The organism is Microbacterium sp. CH-015 (genome assembly GCF_049707015.1).
GTDB lineage: Bacteria > Actinomycetota > Actinomycetes > Actinomycetales > Microbacteriaceae > Microbacterium > Microbacterium aurum.
Genome location: NZ_JBNAFJ010000005.1, coordinates 54,618 through 70,784, shown reverse-complemented (window position 1 = coordinate 70,784; position 16,167 = coordinate 54,618). Strand labels below are relative to the sequence as shown.

The 16,167-nt window shown below is 68.0% G+C and carries 18 protein-coding genes; 12 read left to right on the top strand and 6 right to left on the bottom strand.

Annotation, left to right across the window (positions count from 1 at the left end):
- Positions 1-25: 25 nt before the first annotated feature.
- Positions 26-226, top strand: a complete 201-nt coding sequence (locus tag ACPYN4_RS09410; RefSeq protein WP_396656150.1) for a VOC family protein — start codon at positions 26-28, stop codon at positions 224-226.
- A gap of 4 nt (positions 227-230) precedes the next feature.
- On the opposite strand, the gene ACPYN4_RS09405 is transcribed toward ACPYN4_RS09410, so the two are convergent.
- From ACPYN4_RS09405 to ACPYN4_RS09395, 3 genes are all read right to left on the bottom strand, one after another.
- Positions 231-701: a DUF3817 domain-containing protein gene (locus ACPYN4_RS09405; RefSeq protein WP_239279608.1), complete on the bottom strand. Its 471-nt coding sequence runs from the start codon at positions 699-701 to the stop codon at positions 231-233.
- Positions 702-970: 269 nt separating this feature from the next.
- Positions 971-1,651 carry a DUF2188 domain-containing protein gene (locus ACPYN4_RS09400; RefSeq protein ID WP_424446217.1) on the bottom strand — a complete coding sequence of 227 codons (681 nt, stop codon included), beginning with the start codon at positions 1,649-1,651 and terminating at the stop codon, positions 971-973.
- A gap of 48 nt (positions 1,652-1,699) precedes the next feature.
- Positions 1,700-2,257: a recombinase family protein gene (locus tag ACPYN4_RS09395; RefSeq protein WP_281651862.1), complete on the bottom strand. Its 558-nt coding sequence runs from the start codon at positions 2,255-2,257 to the stop codon at positions 1,700-1,702.
- Positions 2,258-2,523: 266 nt separating this feature from the next.
- On the opposite strand from ACPYN4_RS09395, the gene ACPYN4_RS09390 reads away from it, so the two are divergent.
- The 11 genes from ACPYN4_RS09390 to ACPYN4_RS09340 all read left to right on the top strand — a co-directional run bounded on the left by ACPYN4_RS09390 (position 2,524) and on the right by ACPYN4_RS09340 (position 14,451).
- Complete coding sequence (locus ACPYN4_RS09390; protein WP_281651861.1) at positions 2,524-2,922, top strand: hypothetical protein; 399 nt, start codon at positions 2,524-2,526, stop codon at positions 2,920-2,922.
- 615 nt (positions 2,923-3,537) lie between these two features.
- Positions 3,538-5,253 (top strand): alpha/beta-hydrolase family protein, encoded by a 1,716-nt coding sequence (locus tag ACPYN4_RS09385; RefSeq protein ID WP_281651860.1) that lies wholly within the window; start codon positions 3,538-3,540, stop codon positions 5,251-5,253.
- A 334-nt stretch (positions 5,254-5,587) separates the two neighbouring features.
- Positions 5,588-5,998, top strand: a complete 411-nt coding sequence (locus tag ACPYN4_RS09380; RefSeq protein ID WP_281651859.1) for a glycosyltransferase — start codon at positions 5,588-5,590, stop codon at positions 5,996-5,998.
- A gap of 81 nt (positions 5,999-6,079) precedes the next feature.
- A complete protein-coding gene (mbhE, locus tag ACPYN4_RS09375) occupies positions 6,080-8,854 on the top strand; it encodes a hydrogen gas-evolving membrane-bound hydrogenase subunit E (protein WP_281651858.1) in 2,775 nt (924 codons plus the stop codon).
- Entirely contained in the window at positions 8,851-9,303 is a 453-nt protein-coding gene (locus ACPYN4_RS09370; protein ID WP_281651857.1) for a sodium:proton antiporter, read from the top strand. The genes mbhE and ACPYN4_RS09370 overlap by 4 nt, the downstream gene beginning before the upstream one ends.
- The gene (locus tag ACPYN4_RS09365; protein WP_281651856.1) at positions 9,296-10,753 is read left to right on the top strand and encodes a monovalent cation/H+ antiporter subunit D family protein; all 1,458 of its coding nucleotides are present in this window, start codon (positions 9,296-9,298) and stop codon (positions 10,751-10,753) included. The genes ACPYN4_RS09370 and ACPYN4_RS09365 overlap by 8 nt, the downstream gene beginning before the upstream one ends.
- A complete protein-coding gene (locus ACPYN4_RS09360; RefSeq protein WP_281651855.1) occupies positions 10,750-11,115 on the top strand; it encodes a Na+/H+ antiporter subunit E in 366 nt (121 codons plus the stop codon). Before ACPYN4_RS09365 ends, ACPYN4_RS09360 begins: the two co-directional genes overlap by 4 nt.
- On the top strand, positions 11,112-11,369 hold the full coding sequence (locus tag ACPYN4_RS09355) for a monovalent cation/H+ antiporter complex subunit F (protein WP_281651854.1): 258 nt from the start codon (positions 11,112-11,114) through the stop codon (positions 11,367-11,369). The genes ACPYN4_RS09360 and ACPYN4_RS09355 overlap by 4 nt, the downstream gene beginning before the upstream one ends.
- Entirely contained in the window at positions 11,366-11,743 is a 378-nt protein-coding gene (mnhG, locus tag ACPYN4_RS09350; RefSeq protein ID WP_281651853.1) for a monovalent cation/H(+) antiporter subunit G, read from the top strand. The genes ACPYN4_RS09355 and mnhG overlap by 4 nt, the downstream gene beginning before the upstream one ends.
- A gap of 36 nt (positions 11,744-11,779) precedes the next feature.
- Entirely contained in the window at positions 11,780-12,922 is a 1,143-nt protein-coding gene (locus tag ACPYN4_RS09345) for a calcium/sodium antiporter (protein ID WP_424446216.1), read from the top strand.
- Positions 12,923-13,044: 122 nt separating this feature from the next.
- Positions 13,045-14,451: an IS1380 family transposase gene (locus ACPYN4_RS09340; RefSeq protein WP_281651851.1), complete on the top strand. Its 1,407-nt coding sequence runs from the start codon at positions 13,045-13,047 to the stop codon at positions 14,449-14,451.
- A 113-nt stretch (positions 14,452-14,564) separates the two neighbouring features.
- Here the strand turns inward: ACPYN4_RS09340 and ACPYN4_RS09335 are convergent, their stop codons facing one another.
- The 3 genes from ACPYN4_RS09335 to ACPYN4_RS09325 all read right to left on the bottom strand — a co-directional run bounded on the left by ACPYN4_RS09335 (position 14,565) and on the right by ACPYN4_RS09325 (position 16,161).
- Positions 14,565-14,822 (bottom strand): hypothetical protein, encoded by a 258-nt coding sequence (locus ACPYN4_RS09335; protein WP_281651850.1) that lies wholly within the window; start codon positions 14,820-14,822, stop codon positions 14,565-14,567.
- A 148-nt stretch (positions 14,823-14,970) separates the two neighbouring features.
- A complete protein-coding gene (locus ACPYN4_RS09330) occupies positions 14,971-15,483 on the bottom strand; it encodes an AMP-binding protein (protein WP_396656182.1) in 513 nt (170 codons plus the stop codon).
- Positions 15,484-15,498: 15 nt separating this feature from the next.
- A complete protein-coding gene (locus ACPYN4_RS09325) occupies positions 15,499-16,161 on the bottom strand; it encodes a TetR/AcrR family transcriptional regulator (RefSeq protein WP_281651783.1) in 663 nt (220 codons plus the stop codon).
- Positions 16,162-16,167 lie beyond the last annotated feature (6 nt).

The window sequence follows — 16,167 nt, the reverse complement described above, 5'->3', positions numbered from 1 at the left end:
TGCGATGTCCGAGGACCGGCGTACCGTGACGCGGGTCCGACTCGAGCCGGGGCAGCAGAGCACCATTCAGGTGGTCGTTCCCGATGCGGATGCCGCGCTCGCGCAGTTGCGCGAGGCGGGAGTCGACGCGGAGGGCGTGGCGGACCTGGGGTGGGGTCGATTCGTGACGTTCGACGACCCCGATGGGAACACCTGGACGCTGCAGCAGCTGCCCGCTCGCGAGTGAGACGTCAGGCCTTGGTGCCGCCGGGAGGTCCGACGATCAGCAGCACGGAGTAGACGGCGACGACCGCGACGGCGATCCCGCCGATCAGCAGCGCGGGGCGCGCGAGGAACCAGGCGAGCGGCCGGTCGTACCAGCACGCCGGCACTCCGGCATCCGCCGTCGCATCGGTGCGCCAAGAGCCGGCGAGAAGCCCGCGGCGGTCGGCCCACAGCTCCGCGGGAATGGTCGCGTAGGGCACGACCGCCGAGATGAGCGCGACCGCCGTCGGGCCGGCCTTCCAGCGGTTGTTGAGAGCGACGAGCACCACTGTCGCCCCGTACGAGAGGAAGACGAAGCCGTGGATGCCGCCGCCGATCGTGACCGCCGGCGCCCACCCGGTCGTGGCCCGCACGATGATTCCGGCGATGAGCAGCGTCCATGACACGACTTCGGCGAGGGCGAGTGTGCGGAAGAGGGTTCTGGGGGTCGAGAACATAGCTTCAGCCTATCTGAAGCTTTGCCTGCGGGCTGGGAGAAGACCGCGAGCCGATGCACGTCGGCCGGTGTCGCTCGATCGCCGCGACGAACGTCTGCGGGGCGAAGGCGCGTGTGCAGCCGTCGACGCGACGGGGTGACTTCGCCGTCGATCCACCACGCGGGGTTATTCGTCGTCGCTGTGGCCGCATTGGGCGCGAGCGCCTGTCCAGGCTTGGACAGCTCGCGCACCGTGTCCATGTGGCGAGCGACTGCATCGGAAACCACGCGCTAGAGCCTCCGTGCGGTGCGGGCGTCGGAAGTCGTCGAGCTGCGGTCGACGATGCGGCCGTCCGTCCCGTGTGTCAGGTGCTCCGCGCCGCCGTTGCGGCTGCGTACGTTGACCTCCCCGCCACTGCGACCGTGCACGTGGATCTCTCCCCCGCCCGACTTCGCGACCACTTCTCGAGCACGGTCAACCGCGACGGCCTTGGTGTCGGCGTGCGGCGCAGCGGCCGGCTCGATGCCATGCCGGCGGTTGAACACTTCCTCGTAGACGTCATCCTCGATGAGCCCGCGACGCACGGCGTCGCTGACCTCCGACCACGTACCGGGAGGGTCAACGATCAGCGAGTCATACCCGTCCGTCTGGCCGCCCTTCGCGTACGGGAATCGCGTGAGCTCGTCGACGAGCTTCGCCCGGTCGATGAAGCCGGCGGCGTAGCGCTGGCAAATCTCGTAGGGCGTCGCGCCGGAGAATCCGTCGACCGGCATCGTCACCTTCGCTGCGGTGCGGAGCGCGCTGAGTACGGAGGGCTGCGCGATCCCGAGCCACTTGGCAATCTCCCGCTGGCTGTATCCGTGCTGATCCAGGCGGCGCAGCTCGCGCCGGTAGTCCAGCTCGTCCATCTCCTTCCGGCGACGCGCGAGCACTGCCGCACGCGCCTCGGCCGGAACCTCTGCGATCGTCATGGCGACCACCTCCTATAGACCATTCTATCAGGGGGCTGATAGATACCACTATCGGTCGAGGGCTCGGCGCACGCTCGTGGCTCCGACTCCGAGCACCCGGGCGATGCTCTCCCAGCTCTGCTGCTCGGCCCGCATCCGCTTGGCCGTCGCGATCCGCTCAGGCGTCATCACGCTCGGCCGGCCACCGACGCGGCCCTGGCTGCGGGCGTAGTCCAGGCCGCGAATCGTGTTCTCCCGGATCGTGTCGACGCGGAGCTGCGCGAACACGGCGACGATGCCGTAGAGCGCGCGGCCCATCGGGGTCGTGGTGTCGATCATGGGCTCGGTGAGGCTGACGATGTTCACCTGTCGGGCGTCGAGGTCCTGCAACGTCTCGATCAGGATGCGCTCACTGCCGGCGAGGCGGTCGAGCCGTCGCACTTTGAGGGTGTCCCCCGGCCGGAGGTAGTCGAGGCAGGCGAGCCACTGCGGGCGGTCCGCGACGCGGCTGGGCTCGCCGTGGTCGATGAACACTCGTTCGCAGCCGGCGGCCCGCAGCTCGGCCTCCTGCGCGTCAGGGTTCTGCTCACGCTTGGAGACTCGGGCGTAGCCGACTTCGTGTGCCATGCCGAAAACGGTACTGCCGATGTTCCGGCGCGATTCGGTTTCGGCAGGGGGTTTCGGCGGATCATTCTTCGGCGTGTCGTGCACCTGGTCGTCGACGTCGACGAGGCCGCCGAAAACGATCGATTACGGCAGGTATAGCTGGCATGGCGCGTCAGCAACAAGAACGGGGCGCTCATATCCTGCGGTCGCAGGAAAGAAGACGAGTGGCCTCTAGCTAGCGGCTTGTACCGGGTCGCCTTCGCGATCAATGGCCAGGGGATGTCGTAGTGCTCGGCGACGCGACTGGCGACCTCGCCCAGCCACCATTGATGCATGTATCGGGCGAAGCGATTCATCACGACGACGAAACCGAGGGAGATCATGAGGAGTCCGAACCAAAACACCGCGACGGCGACCTCCTCTGTCGTGGCGGCCTCCTCGTAGGGGTGGATCACGGCGTTCACCAGCGACGGCACCACACCGAAGTACGCCACGCTGAAGGCCGCGAGTTGGGCAATGCCCTGGGCCACAACCCCGCCGGTGAGTATGCCCAGGCGGCTGATCCGCGGCGACATAGCCGGCAGCGATCGCGGTTGAACGAGGCGAAGCTGTGGCTCACCGGAGACCATCGCCTCCAACGAGCGCCGGGTCTGTCGAAGGCGCCTTTGGGCGGCCGCTCGTCGTGAAGCCATTAGCGCCCGATCGCTGGGATGATCACGGAGCCCCGCGTGGGTGGGACTGAGCGCAATCCTAGTGACGCGGGGTCTCGTCTCCCTGCCGAGTGCCCTACGGTCGTTGACGGCGGCGCAGACATCGCTCAACTCCTCGGCGGTCATGCCGCACTGACGTCAGGCCGCGTTCTCGAACGCGACGTAGCGTGCTCCGTCGTCAGATGAGGGTTCGTGACTCAACGCGTTCCGGGTGTAGTCGGGTCCGAATCCTGTATCCCTGCGTAGCTGCGTGGACCGATCGCGGCCGGGTACGATGCACTCAATCCGTTGCTCGTAGCGTCCGAACGGACAGCGTCGTCAAGGCGATCAGACGGATGGGAGGTCGTTGCGATGCGCACGTGGAACTCGCAATCGGCCAAGCGCGCTCATGTCTGATGACGGCTTGAGAGATCTGCTGGGAGACCGTGCGCTCTCCGCTCGCACTCACGACCTCCGCTACCGGACATCCTTCCTCTCTAACCGACGGCGATACCGACGTCACCCCGATCGTGCTCACCGGACACCCACGGGCGGGCAAGACCGGGCCCTCCATTCCGGGTGCGACGGCCGACCTTGATCGAGGAGGAGACGGTGTCGCGCAGCACTGACATCGACGTCGTCGCGCGGCGAATCCGGGTGCTGGGGCGGCCGGCATTCGGGGGTTTGCTGATCGCGCTCTTGTTCTGGTTGCCGGCTTTGACACCGACACTCATCCCGCGGACGCCGACGGCGCAGGTCGGGATCAATGCCGTCATTCTTGCCATCGCCTACGGGATCGGCGCGCTTGTCGGACTCTGCATCCGGTTGCTGTTCCTTGGCGGAGGCCGCTCAGCCGGGCCAGGCGTTCGCCGTATCGGTTGGATCGTCCTCGGGGTCGGTTGGCTGGTCGGCGGGTTGTTCGGAGCTGTGTTGTGGGTGAATTGGCAGAACGATCAGCGCAGTTTCATGGGGATGGAGACCGTCGACGCGTTCGACGCGGTGCTGATGGTGTCGTTGTCCGTCGTCGGCGGAGCGGGGCTCGTCGTCGTTGGGCGGTTGATCAGCAGGCTCGTGCTCGCCGTTGTGCGACTCAGCCGCCGCTTGCTGCCGTCGGTTCCGGTGGCACCCGCGGTGGGGCTGACCATTCTCCTGGTTGGGGTCGGGCTCGTTGGCTGGGCCGCCTGGCAGGGCATCGTCGCCTTTGCGAATGCGACCTACGGGTCGGCGAATGCGAGTACCGACGAGGGGATAGAGCAGCCTGACTCCGCATCGGTGTCCGGCAGCAGCGAGTCGTTAGTTGCCTGGGATACCTTGGGGCGTTGGGGGCGCAATTTCGTCGCATCGGCGACAACCGCTGAGGATCTCGAGGCGTTCCACGGCGCAGTGGCCGAGCTTTCGGAACCGGTGCGGGTGTACGTGGGTCTGGATTCTGCAGGCTCGGCGTCTGAGCGGGCTGAGCTGGCGGTCCGCGAGCTGGATCGTGCCGGAGGGTTCGATCGTGAGGTCCTGGTCGTCTGGGTGCCGACGGGTACGGGTTGGATGATCCCCGAAGCGGCGGACGCCCTTGAACTGTTGCACCGCGGCGACACGGCCATCGTGGCCACTCAGTACTCGTTTCTACCCAGTTTGCTCGCGGTCTTCATGGAACCCGGCCGGGAGATCGAGGCCGGGTCTGCGCTGTACAGCGCAGTCCACTCGCACTGGTTGGGCCTCCCACCGGATCAGAGGCCGCAGCTGGTCCTCTTCGGCAAGAGCCTCGGGACCGTCGGGGTCGAGACTCCCTTCGTCGGAGCGGACGCGTCGGCATCGATCGCCAACCTCCTTTCCGGCGCCGACGGGGCTTTGATCGTCGGCGCCAAGCGCACCAACCCGATCCACTCCCAACTCACCCAAGAGCGGGATCCGGGTTCTCCGGTCTGGCAACCCATCGTCGACGGCGGGCGATCCGTCCGGTTCCTGAGCCAAGACCCCGACCAGCCAGACCTGGGCCAGTGGGCCCTCCCCAGGATCGTGTACTTGCAGCATCCGTCGGACCCGGTGCCATTCTGGGGCATCGACGCACTCTGGCGGCCCCCGGAATGGATGGACCAACCTCGCGGTTTCGACGTACCAGAGGCGGCGAGTTGGTACCCGATCGTGACCGGCGTGCATGCCGCGGTCGACTTGATCTTCCAGCTAGACACGCCGCCCGGCTTCGGGCACGTCTACGCCACGGAATATGTAGAGGGGTGGGGGAGTGTCATCCCGCCCGACGGCTGGACCGACGCCGACACCGCTCGACTCGAGGAGTTCGTTGGCCGCGAACCCCCGAGTGAGGAGCAACCCTGAGACGCACTCGCCCGGAAGAGATGATGGCTCACGCCGCCGCCACTCCATCGTGCCGACGTCACGGCATCTTCGCCAGCATGACCTGGTCGCCATTCGGCACCGAGGCCGAAATCCGTGCGCTGAGGCTCGTCGATCGCAATGTTGGGGGTCGGCTGTCCGTCGTCCACAGACCCGGAAGCGACTGCAGCGTGTTCGCGTTCATCCTCTTGTCCGCAGCCATCCACTGGGTTAGACAAGACTCAACAGCCCCACACCCGTAGTTCAGACCGGAGTGGCACACATGGAAACCCTCGCCTGATGACCGTGAGGTTGCCCCCGAATCCCGGACAGGTGGTTGGTTGGTCAGGCTGATGCAAGAGAGCGTCTTGCCGAGACATCCTTCCTCCTTATGACTTCACGCTCGGAAGGGTTCGGGCTGGCGCTGCTTGAAGCGATGAGTGCTGGATGCATCCCCATCGCGTACGACATCCGGTACGGTCCCCGCGACCTGATCGACCACGGCCGCAACGGCTTCCTCATCCGCAGCGGACACGTGATGGGACTCGCTCGCGCTATCCTCCGGTTGCAGCGGCTGCCCCGGGAACGAATCGCTGACATGCGGACCGCGGCACGACGAACAGCTGAGCGGTACACCGATGACTCTGTGCTCGAACAGTGGGCGGCAGAACTCACCGCCGCGCGGGAGCGGAACTGGTCACGAGTCGGGCGCGATAATCCGGGAAACGCTGGTACTGCCCCCGTTTAGTTGCCCGCCTCTCATACAATAACCTTCCCGTGACGTGTTCGCGGGTGCCGTGGCCGACCGGAAGTGGAGGATGCCGCCGCGATGCTGCTCCTCGCCGCTTTCTCGATCATGACGGTCGCCGCGCTTACCGCGATGCCTCTCGCCCGCCGGTTCGGCCGCAACGCCGGTTATCCCCTCTCCGGCGCATTCCTCGCAGCCCTGGCGATTCTGCTCCTCCTCGCACCCCAGGCGCTCACCGGCAGCGTCTCCGCCGAGATCCCCTGGCTTCCCGCTCTCGACGTCGCGATCCGCCTTCGCATGGATGGACTCAGCCTGCTGTTCGCGGTGCTCGTCCTCGGCGTCGGGGCCCTCGTCATGGCCTATGCCGCGCGATATCTGTCCGACGATCAGGGCCACGGGCGCCTCTTCCTCATCCTCACGCTCTTCGCCACCGCCATGCTCGCGCTGGTGCTGGCCGCCGACCTGGTGCTGCTGTACGTGGCGTGGGAGGCAACCACCATCTGCTCCTTCCTGCTGATCGGGGGAACGGGTCGAGGCCGGCGCCAGGCGACGCGCGCCCTCGTGGTGACGGCGGCGGGGGGACTCGCCCTCCTCATGGCGGTGGCGCTCGTCTTCTTCACGATCGGATCGACGTCGCTCGAGAGCGTGCTGGATCGCGCGGACGACATCCGAGATTCGCCCGCCGCCCCATGGATCGCGGCTCTGGTGATGATCGCGGCGTTCACGAAGTCGGCGCAGTTCCCGTTCCATTTCTGGCTGCCGGACGCGATGGTGGCGGTGACTCCGGTCAGTGCATACCTTCACGCTGCGACGCTCGTGAAGGGCGGCATCTACCTTCTCATGCGATTTTCGCCGGTCTTCGCCGGCACGACGGGCTGGACGGTGACGCTGCTCACCGTGGGGCTCGTCAGCGCCGTCTACGGTGCGCTCGTCGCGTTGAAGCAGCACGACCTGAAGGCCCTGCTGGCGTACTCGACCGTGAGCCAGCTGGGGTGGATCATCGCGCTCATCGGCTTGGGCAACAGTGCCGGTCTTGCGGTCGCGGCACTGCACACCTTCGCGCACGCGCTGTTCAAGGCGACCCTGTTTATGCTGGTGGGCATCATCGACCGCGAGGCCGGCAGCCGGGACATCCGTGAACTCTCCGGCCTGTACCGGGTCATGCCGGTCACGGCGACGCTCACCGCTCTCGCGGCGCTCTCCATGGCGGGGATCCCGCCCTTTCTCGGTTTTGTGTCGAAGGAGGAGGCGTACTACGCCTTCTTCGAGTACAGCGTCCCGCCCGGGATCGGCTGGGTGCTCGCCCTCACCGCCGTGGTCGCGGCCACCTTCACCTTCGCGTACGGCTTCCGCCTGCTCTGGGGGGCGTTCGCGGGGCCGCTCCTGCAAACCCGACTCTACGAACCGAACTGGCGCTTCCTCGCCCCGGCCGCGATTCCCGCCGTCGCCGGGCTCGTGCTGGGAATCGGTGTGAGCGCCCTCAACTCCCTCGTCGACGCCACGGTGCTGGTGACCCTCGGTCAGGTTGCGGACTCTGACCTGGCACTGTGGCACGGGTTCTCCGTCCCCGTCGTGCTCTCCGCTGTGACGATCAGCGGCGGTATCGCACTGTTCGTGCAGCGCGACCGCGTCGATCGATTCCTGCACCGATGGGCGCTTCCCGTCCGCGGCAGGGCCGTCTACGACGGAATCTACGGCGGAGTGCTGGCGGTGGGCGCGACGATCGCGTCCCCGTCGCGCAGCTCCTCCCCCGGGGCGCACCTGATCTTCCCGATCGGGACGCTCGTCGTCGCCGGGGCCCTGGTCGCCCCCGTCGTAGGCTTCGTCGGTCCCGAGCTTCCCGGCACGGCACAGGCGATCGACATCGGCGTCATCGCCGTGCTCGCCGTCGGGGTCGTGGGTCTGTGTCTGGTGCGCTCCCGACTCGCGGCCATCGCACTCCTCGGCGTCGTGGGGCTCGGGATCGCGCTGTGGTTCGTCGCGATCGGCGGCATCGACCTCGTTCTCACGCAGGTTCTCGTGGAGGTGCTGACCGCCGTGGTGGCGATCCTGGTGCTGCGGCGGATGTCCCCCGATCTGCCGCGCAGCTCGGCGAGGCGCCGGGCGGGTGCCGTCGTCATCGCCGCCCTCGCCGCTGTCGCCGCCTTCGCCGCGACGTACGCCTTCACCGGTCGACGGGAGATCTCCCCCGCCGCGCAGTTCCTTCTCGAGCAGGGGCCGGAACTCTCGGGCGGTACCAACGTGGTCAACACGATACTGGTGGACTTCCGCGGACTCGACACGTTCGGCGAGGCGACCGTGATCGCGGTCGCCGCTCTCAGTCTGCTCGGTGCGCTGGGCGCCCGCCGGCCGGCGCCCTCCGCCCTCGACGAGCCGGCGCCCCGCCTCACCGCGCTGCCGCTCGCCGCCGAGCAACTCGGGAACGCGACGCCGTTCCACTTTGCCGCGGTGGTCCTCGGGCCCGTGGTGATCGCGCTGTCGCTTTTCCTGCTGTGGCGGGGACACAACGATCCCGGCGGCGGCTTCATCGCCTCCCTCGTCGGCGGCGCCGGTGTCGCGCTCGCGCGCCTCGCCCTCTCCGAACGCCGGCCGTCCCGTCTGCTCTCGCGTCCCCTGCTCGCGGGCGGCCTTCTCGTCTGCGTCGGCTCCGGGCTGGTGGGCCTCATCGACGGGTCGTTCCTCCGGCCGCTGAAGACGACACTTGTCCTCGGAGACTTCTCCCAGACGCTGACCACCTCCCTGATCTTCGACGTCGGCATCTACCTCTGCGTCCTCGGCCTCGTGGTCGCCGCCCTCGATCGCCTCGACGACCGGGCCGTCGGCCAGCGACTCGCTCCGACGGAGGCCCGCCGATGACTTCCGCCCTCGCCGTCGCCGTGCTGGTCGCCGGCGGCATCTACCTCGTCCTGCAGAAGGGCCTGCTGCGGGTCATCCTGGGGTTCGTCCTCCTCGGCCATGCCGCCAACCTGGCGCTTCTCGCCGCGGGAGGAACCGATCGGCGCGAGCCGCCGTTCATGCGGCCGGGGGCGGATGCCGCGGCGACCGCTGATCCCCTGGTGCAGGCGTTCGTGCTGACCGCCATCGTGATCGCGTTCGCGATCACGGTGTACCTCATCGCCCTCGCCGGTGCGGAGGGGTCCGGCGACGCCGACATCGACACGCCGCCACGCGCTGCAGGGACGGATGAGCGCGCTTCGCGTGACTCGGTGACGGAAGGGGCCGGCGAGTCCGCCGACGACTCGCCGCCTCTCGACCGCGACCGCGACGCGCATCCGTCGGCCACTCCCGGTGGTGACGATGGCTGAGCTGCTCCCCCTCCTGCTCGGCATGCCGATCGCCGCCGCCGGCCTGTGCCTGACACTGCCGAGCCTTCCGGCGCGCCGCGCGGTGCTGTGGCTCGCTTCGCTCGCCGTGCTCGCCTACGGGACCTGGGGCCTGTCGGTCACGGCGGACGGATCGGTGGTGGCTCACCAGGTGTCGGGCTGGGCACCCGGAGTGGCGATTCCGTTCGCGCTCGATACCCTGAGCGCGCTCCTGATCACCGCCACCTCCTTCCTGGTCCTGGTGTGCTCGCTCTACGCCGCCGCGGCTCGAGAGGACACCGACCGGTACTTCGCATCGCTTGTGCTGGTGATGTCGGGGGGCGTGTACGGCGCATTCGCCACCGCAGACCTGTTCAACCTGTTCGTCATGGTCGAGGTGGCACTCGTGCCCTCCTATGTGCTCATGACCCGCACGGCCTCCCGGCCGTCGCTGCGGGCGGCAGGCGTCTATGTCACCGTCAATCTGTTCATCTCCACCACGCTCCTGTTCGGCATCGCCCTCGTCTACGGAGCGACCGGCACGGTGAACCTCGGCGAGCTCGCCGGCGCGGCGGAGCGCTCGTCGACAGCGGCAGCCGCGCTGGCCGTAGTGCTGGTGGCCCTCGCCGGCAAAGCGGCGATGGTCCCGCTGCACGGCTGGCTGCCACGGTCCTACCCCCACCTGTCGACCTCGTTGAGCGCGATGTTCTCGGGACTTCTGACCAAGATCGGCGTCTACGCGCTCTTCCGTGTGTACGCCGTCACCTTCGGTGCGGACGAGCGACTCGAGGGCATCATTCAAGCGATCCTCGTGATCGGCATGGTCGTGGGCGTCCTCGGCGCCCTCGGCTCGAGCGACATGCGGGCCATCCTGTCGTTTCACATGTCCAGTCAGGTGGGCTACATCCTGCTCGGACTCGGGATCTTCGGCGTCGCCGGACTCGCCGCGAGCATCTTCTACCTCATCCAGTACATGATGGCCAAAGCCGCGCTGTTCCTGGCCGTCGGGGTCGTGCAGCGCGAGAGCGGCAGCGGCGATCTGCGGGATGTCGGAGGGATGGCTCGGCGCTCCCCCCTTCTCGCGGCGGCCTTCCTCGTGCCGGCGCTGTCGCTCGCGGGGATCCCGCCGCTGTCCGGCTTCGTCGCGAAGTTCCTCCTCGTCGTGGCGGCGGTGGATGTCGCGGCATTCCTGGCGGCAGCGGCGGTGGTGGCGGTGAGCCTTTTCACGCTGCTGTCGATGCTGAAGATCTGGAACGGCGCGTTCTGGGGCGATCCGCCCGCGGGCGCAGCCACCGCCCGCATCCCGCATCGGCTGGTGCTCCCCGCCGTGGCCCTGGCCTCGCTGACGGTCGTGCTGGGCGTCGGCGGCGAGGGGCTGATCGCGCTGTCCACCACCGCCGCCGGGAACCTGGTCGACCTCGGCCCCTATATCGAGGCGGTGCGGACGCCATGACTGCGCTCCTCCGACAGCTTCGCCGCGTCATCCGGCTGCTCTGGTTCTCGCTGTGGTTCGCCTGGCTCGTTGTCCTCGCCAGCGTCGAGGTCGCCGTCGATGTCCTCACTCCGCGCAGTCGTCTCGCAACCGGCATCCTGGCGTACGCCGCAGACAGCCGGACGCCCGCCGAGCTCGCGGTGTTCGCGGCTCTGGTGAACCTCACGCCGGGAACGCTCGTCGTCGCGTTGCGCGACGCCCAGCAGGTGACGGTGTACGTGCACGCGATGTATGCGCCCGACCCGCGGACGCTGGACCGTGAACTCAGGCACCTCGAGGCGCGGTTCCTCCGTGCCGTTCGTCTGAATGGGGGGCGACCGTGACGATCGTGGACGTTCTGCTGTTCGTCATGCTGGCGACGTTCGTCCCGGCCGTCTGGCGGATGATCGTCGGGCCGAGCGATGTCGATCGGGCAGCGGCGGCGGATTTCGTGTTCTTCGCGTTCATCGCGGCGGTGGCGTTGCTGTCGCTGCGCCTGGAGGACCCGTCGCTCCTCGACGCGGTGATCGTCGCCACCCTCACCGGGTTCCTCGCGACCGTGGCGCTCGCCCGGCTGGTCGATCGGAGTCGCGTATGACCGACCTCACCGGCATCATCGAAGTCGTCGGCTACATCGTCCTCGGCGCGGGCGTGCTGCTGTTCGTCGTCGCGGCCCTGGGCCTGGTGCGCTTCCCCGACGTGTATTCGCGGCTGAGTGCGGTGACGAAGGCGGCGACGCTCGGATTGTGCCTCGTGCTCGCCGGGGTGTTCCTCGTCGAACCGTCGTGGCCGACGGCGATCGCCGTGATCCTCGCCGCCGTGCTTCAGCTCATCACCTCCCCCGTCGGCGGATACGCGCTCGGGCGGGCCGCTTACCATTCCGGAGCGCCGCTGGCGCCGAACGCTCGCTACGACGACCTCGCACGCGACGAAGCCGACCTCGACATGAAGGATGGAACGGATGACCGGTGAGCTCGCCGACCGGGCCAAGACTATAGGATGCCCCCCGTGAATGCTCTTGACATCGGGTCCGTCGTGCTGGGACTGGTCGTGCTCATCGGCGGCGGCGAGGCACTCGTGCGCGGTGCCTCAGGGCTGGCCACGAGGCTGGGCGTCCCGTCGCTCGTCATCGGCCTCGTCATCGTGTCCGCGTCGACGAGCGCACCCGAGCTCTCCGTGACGATCGGAGCGGTGCTCGACAACGAACCCGATCTCGCGGTCGGCAACGCCGTGGGAAGCAACATCGTCAACGTGCTGCTGATCCTCGGCGCCTCGGCGCTTCTGCTCCCCCTCGCGGTGAAGCGGCGACTGGTTCGGTTCGACATCCCGGTGATGGTGGGGATCACCATCCTGCTGCTTCTTCTCGGATTTGACGGCGAGATCACCCAGCTGGATGGCGGAGTGCTGCTGCTCGCCGCCGTCGGTCACATCGTGCTGAGCTTCACCGTGAGCAGGGGAGAGCCGAATGGGCCCCCGGCGGTGGAGAGCCCTTCGCCGCCGAACAGGAAGGTGCGCCCTCGGTGGCAGGGAGTCCTCATCGGGGCAGCGCTGATCGCGCTGGGGATCGCGCTGCTGGTCCTGGGGGCGCGACTGCTCGTTTCCGGCGCGACAAACATTGCGTCCAGCCTCGGTGTCTCGAGCCTGATCATCGGCCTCACCGTGGTCGCGATCGGCACGTCGCTTCCGGAACTTGCCACCTCCCTCATCGCCGTGCGACGGGGGGAACGGGACATCGCTGTGGGCAACATCGTCGGCAGCAACATCTTCAATCTCGGATTCGTCCTAGGCCTTACCGCACTCTTCGTCCCGGCCGGAATCCCGGTGGCGCAGCCCGCAATTGCGCTGGACATCCCCCTCATGATCGCGGCCGCCGTTGCGCTTCTGCCGATCGCGTTCACCGGCTTCACCATCCGGCGATGGGAAGGCGCCGTGTTCATCGCCCTTTACGTCGCCTACACGGTCTATCTCGTGCTCGCGGCCACGCAACACCAAGCGCTCCAAGGCTTCACAATCGTCATGCTCTACTTCACCCTGCCCCTGCTCGCAGTGACACTGATCGCCGTCACCGCCTACGAGATAGGCGTCATCCGCGGTCGCAAACATGCTGCTCCCGCCTCACCCCCCAACTACGACGACACCGACGCGATCTAAACCTGGATCCACGGATTCAAGTGGAGGTTGAGGGGGTGTCGTGACGCAGAAATGCCCCTCTGATCAGGGAGAATGGAACTTGCTAAGGGTTCTGTTCTACTGATCTGAGAGGCATCTCGTAGGTGCAATTCAAGCATGCTCCCGCTGCTGTGTCAGCGATGTTCGATGATCCGAATCTTGTGTCGGCCGCGGGCCTGGTCCCGATGCTCCGCCTCGCCCGTTCCGCGGGCCTCGATCAGCTGTCGCAGTCGCGGTTGAGCGTTCCGACGGACAAGGGCGCCAACGCCGGCGGCAAGGTGATGGCGCTGGTGGCGGGGATGCTGGCCGGTGCGGACTCGCTCGATGACATGAACCTGCTCCGTCACGGCGGGATGGGCCGGTTGTTCGAACGAACGTATGCGCCGTCGACGCTGGGATCGTTCCTGCGGGAGTTCCGGTTCGGGCATGTTCGTCAACTCGACGCTGTCGCCTCCCGTGTCCTTGTGAACCTCACCGGCGACGCGCCCCTGCTGCAGGTCTCGCCCCACGAGCGGGTGATGGTCGACATCGACGACACGATCATCGAGGTTCATGGGTACAAGAAGCAAGGCGCTTCGTTCGGGTATTCCGGCGTCCGCGGACTCAATGCGTTGCTTGCCACCGCTAGCACCTCAACCTCGGCACCGGTGGTCCTGGCCCAGCGGCTCCGGCAGGGCAAGACCGGTTCCCCGAAAGGTGCCGCCAGGATCGTCGGCGACGCTCTCGCGACCCTCCGCCGCCTGAGCGTCGGAAGCGATGCCCGCCCGTTGCTGCGGGCCGACTCCGCGTTCTACGGACACGCCACCATCGGCACCGCGATCACCGCCGGCGCTGACGTATCGGTCACCGTCCGAATGGACCCTGCCGTGAAGGCCGCGATCGCGTCGATCCCCGACGACGGATGGGAGACGATCGAATACACCGACGCGATCCGTGACGAGGCCACCGGCCGGTGGATCTCGAACGCCGAAGTCGCCGAGGTGCCCTTCGTCGCGTTCCGATCACGGAAGATCGCCGAACGGGTCGAAGGACGACTCGTGGTGCGGCGCATCCCGGACCTGAACCCGAACAAGATGGACCAGCCGACCCTGTTCGACACGTTCCGGCATCACGCGTTCTTCACCACCACCGACAAGCAGTCGATGGGAACCGTCGGAGCGGACAAGACCCACCGCGGCCACGCGATCATCGAGCAAGTCCATGCCGACTTGAAGGGCGGGCCGCTCGCTCACCTACCCTCTGGGGTGTTCACCGCGAACAGCGCCTGGCTCGTACTCGCAGTGATCGCATTCAACCTCGCCCGCACCGCCGGGCTCATCGCCGATCACGCTGGTCGGCTTGCGAGGGCGACGACCGCGACGATCCGCCGCACCCTGATCACGATCCCAGCGCGCGTCGCACGGTCCGCGCGTCGGATCACGTTGCACCTGCCCGAGGCCTGGCCCTGGCAGGCCGCGTTCGACCGCCTGTTCACGGTCACGCACGCACCACCACCGGCAGCAACCAGCTGACCACCGCCGCAACCAGCGGCACGACCGAGGACCCAGTGGACGACCGGGATGCGATGCCCGGAACACGCCCCTGCCCGCGGCACGTCACCGCACACCGATCACGTCGAACCGCCCTACCCGCGCTCGGGCGTCATGTAATACCGGGTGCCGCGCCGCAGCGTGATACCGGCCAGGTTTGACACGACGATCACCGGGAACAGACAGATACCGATGAAAAGCATCCAAGCCGAGAAGAAACGGGCACCCGCCCTGCTCTTGCGCCTCGCTGCGCCGTGCGCGAATCCGCGGAGGGTCCATACGGCCAGGCGGATGCCGTCGCGGATCGGGCGGGCATCCGGGTAGCCGGCGACGGCGGGCGGGCGGCGGGTCATGGTGCGCTCCTGGTCACGTCGACGGCAGCGCCGGGGGCGACGTCAGCGAACGTGCCGGCAGGGGCCTCGAGAATCGCGTCTACGACGTCCGGGGACGCTTCGCGGGGGCATGGATCGGACGAGCACGGCTGGAGCGTCACAACGCCGATCACGCGCCCCTCGCGTATCCACACGACATCAAGCGGTCGAGCACGGTCACCTGGGCGCCCGCGACCACCGGGGCGAGGAAGCTGACGCACAGCGAGTTGACGTGGAACGGCGGCAGCACGAGCAGGGCGTGGTCGGCCGGAGTGAGCTGGAAGTGGGATGCCATCTGGGTCGCCATCGCCTCGAGGTTCGCGTGATCGAGCATGACGCCCTCGGGCCTGCCCGTCGATCCGCTCGTGTACACGAGGAGCGCGAGGCGGGAGGAGTCGACGACGGGGTCGACGACCGGCTGGGCCGGTACGCGCCGCATGTGCGCCGCCCCGATCGTGGGGATCCGCACCCCGTCGATCGGACCGCCGACGAGCACCGCGGCTCGTGAGTCCTCGACCTGGAACATCACCTCGCGGGCGGTGAAGGTGCAGTGTGCACCGTCGTCGAGACCGCGCGGCGCGCGTCGACCACGACCACCCGGGCCGCGCCCGTCCGCGTCGCCGCGGCGACGGCGCCGGTCCAGAAGAGCGCGAACGCCTCAGGGAGTGGTCGCCGTCAGCGCCACCGCCAACTCGGCGTGCTCGGAGATCACCGCGACCTGCTCGATCCACGAGAGGCCGACAACGCTCAGCACGACGCGAACGACGACCGGCGCCGCGCCGTCCGCCGAGAGGTCAGGCGAACGAAGGGTGGCCCGTGCGGTCTCCTCCACCAGGACGGCGAGCAGGGGTGGGGCGATGTCCCGGCGGAAGGCACCCAACTCGACACCCTCCCGCGTGAGCTGCCGAACCCGACGCCGCAAGGGGCTCAGCGCGCGCACCGTATCGGCGACATGGGCGTCGTCCAGCGCGATGTTGGCAGAGGCACGCACGATAGACGCTTCCTGCCACAGCCGAACGGCGAGGTGAGCGAGCGCGATGCGCGGATCGGGATCACCGGTGAGGTCGGCGATCCGGTTGAACCGCTGTGCTCCCACCGCGATCACCGCGCGCAACAGCGAGTCGCGATCGGGAAAGTGGCCGTACAGCGCCCGCCGCGACAGCCCGGCAGCACGCGCGATCGTGTCGAGCGATGCGTGCGGATCGGAGGCCAGGACCGTTTGCGCGGCCCGCAGGAGCGCATCGCGATTCGCCACGGCGTCTCGACGAACGTTGAGCCGTGGTGTCGATGCCGGAGCGGAGATCCTCGGCGTGGTCTTCATCAGTGG